At 53.9% G+C, this 2,679-nt stretch carries 2 protein-coding genes; both read right to left on the minus strand.

Features of this window, described 5'->3' with window-relative positions; genetic code table 11:
* Window positions 1-2,141, minus strand: a 2,141-nt coding sequence (locus FJY67_11930) for a hypothetical protein (protein MBM3330156.1), incomplete at its 3' end; no start/stop codon positions are given.
* A gap of 106 nt (window positions 2,142-2,247) precedes the next feature.
* Window positions 2,248-2,631, minus strand: a complete 384-nt coding sequence (locus FJY67_11935) for a hypothetical protein (protein MBM3330157.1) — start codon at window positions 2,629-2,631, stop codon at window positions 2,248-2,250.
* Between the last annotated feature and the right edge of the window lie 48 nt (window positions 2,632-2,679).

Consider the following 2,679-nt stretch of genomic DNA (forward strand, 5'->3'; position numbering starts at 1 on the left):
AAGAGACCCCCCACTTGCGCACTTGGAGGGCGGACATTCTTGTCCGCCCTTAGGGCAGGCAGGAATGCCCGCCCTCCAAGATCAATCGTCACCGTCGCCTGATCGTTGAAGGGATTCGGAGCAATCGAGATATTGAGGGGATCATCATTCCGGCGAAAGCCGGAATCCAACCCAAAATCATCCACACTCAGCATTCCCACATTCACCACCCACCTTTGCACATCCTCCTCCCATTCATCCTCGCCGACCCGCTCTCGCGCATACCCGCTCACGACGTATCTGCCGGTGTCTTCGAAAGAAATGGACAGGATGGACTGAGTGGACAGTGTATCCTCGGGTTCGTTTAGCGTCCACCAGAACTCGATGGAGTCGTTGTTGGCATTAAAGGGAATCAACTCAAACGTCGTTTCCTGACGAGGCTCGAGGGAGATTTCGGGGGTATTGGGCTCATAAGCCCGAATAACGCCACGCACCTGAATCGCCCATTGGACGGAATCGGCGGGCATGGGATCGACATTCGGGTCGAAGACCTTGGCCTTCAGGGCATACCCGCCGGTCCGGTCGAACGCGTAGGACCGGATTCCGATCCGGTCGTCCCCTCCCACTTCTTCCCATCTCACCGCCGTCGAGTCGTAAATCAGCCACTCATAACGAAGGTTCTCCAAGTCCCCGATATAGGCGACGGAGTCGAGGGAGAAGTTGATTTCGCTGTTGCGGCGGAGAGTTAAGGAGAGGGTGTCGGGGGTGTGGGAGGTGATGAAGAGGTCGCGAACGTGGACGAGCCAGCGGACAGAATCGAACATGTCCCCATCCGAAGCAATCCCGACAATTTCGGCATCCCCAATAATGTCAAGAGCTACCACAAAATCAGCCTCCCGTGCGATGGTATCGCCACGAAGAGTATAGTAATAAAATATCTCGTCGCCTTGTGCGTCCTCGGCGCGGATGTGATAAGCGATGTCGGATTCAAGCAATACGAAGAACTCAAGATCAACCGGCGAGTATTCAACGATTAGCGGTGCAGATCGTTCGGGTTGAAATTTCGCTAGAATCCCCCCGCCTGCGCCGTCGGCTTCCGATCCCTGACCGGCTGCAAGAATTGCCCCGCGTTCATCAATCCTAACCGAGCGCATCATGCTGCTCTCAAATTCACCTCCCTGGATCGGGATGACCACCGTCCATTGCAGATTACCACCATCGCCAATCCGCAAGATATGCCCCCCCGAAGGCTGATATCCTGCAATAACGAACCCCCCGTCCGACGAGGAGACAACATCAAACGCAAAGCGGCCACCTCTTTCGAGTTCACCTTCCAAACCAGATTGCCAAATGACTTCGCCATCTGCAGCGACTCGCGCAGCATAGGTTACTCCCTCCATATTTACTGCTGTATTATGAAATCCCACAGCAAGGAACCCCCCTTCCGGAACTGAAGTGAGCGCACCGAAACTCTCTGAGTATGTTCCTTCTCCGCCGAGAGTATAGGTCTGCGACCAGATCGGTTCACCACGTTCATCGACCATAAGCAACCATCCGCGCCAGTTTGCCGATCCGGCCAAAAGATACGCTTCTGCGCACTCCCGTAGCGCCCAAAACGAATCGTGTCGACCCGCAGCACCGTAGGTGCGTTGCCAGACAATATCACCATTACCGGTGATCTTGACCAAATAGGCGTCGCCTTGAAACATGTCGTTTGACAAATTAACTCCCGCCGCAAGGAAGTTGCCATCTTTCAGTTCGATGATTGCATGAAATTTCTGTTTCCTTTGTCCGCCGTAGTAGATTCGCCAAATCGGCTCCAACTCGGCCGAAACGCGCACAATCACTCCATCTCCCTCATTGACGCCATCATCGAAACCTGCAGCCACCAAATCGCCGTTATCCGCTTCTATCAGACTGTGAAGCGTCTGAAACCGGTTTGATTCATGAATTACTAGTTCGTGCAGTGGGTCGCCGGCTTCATCGACCAGCAGCATCCATAGACTCAATTCACCGGTATTGTAATACCCGCTGAGTGCCAGATTTCCGTCTCGAGTGCGATAGAGATCGTAAAAGCAATTGGCATATAGATGTGGACGATTGTTGCTCGGATATATGCGCGCCCAATCCATAGCCGGTTGTGCAAAGGTCGCAACTGACAATATGGTTGTAAATATCGAAGATGGAACGGAGATATTGCGAATCACATTTTCCTCCGAATAGGGCGGGGCGGACCCTGGGAAAGTCCGCCCCGTTCCTTGCTTTCCTTCAGCGGGCGAATATTGTCACCCGCCACGTAAACTGATTGACTGTGTCGCTTGGCTGATGCGGATTGTCATCCGGTGAGACCGGGGCAACGGTAGCGGTGACGATACGTACCCGCCAATGAGTTGCCCAGGAGCCTCGAACGCGAAGATAGATACCGTTGCCGACATTGTCCATTTCCAGCCACTGTCCCCATTGACCCTGGCCGTCCTGCCAAAATGAAATCTCAAGTTCGAGATTGTCGATCGGCAAGTCTGTCAGATCATCGATAACATCGACCCGGTATTCAACGTCCGCGCGAGCCTCTTCCGGCTCCGGCCAGACGAGCACGCCGACCGCGATGAGCATCACGGCGGCGATGATGAGGGTGAGGGTTCTGCTTTTCATACTTTTAACCTTTCGTTGATTGCGTTCACCAGTGAGACGATTATCTCT

The organism is Calditrichota bacterium, assembly GCA_016867835.1.
Taxonomy (GTDB): Bacteria; Electryoneota; AABM5-125-24; order Hatepunaeales; family Hatepunaeaceae; genus VGIQ01.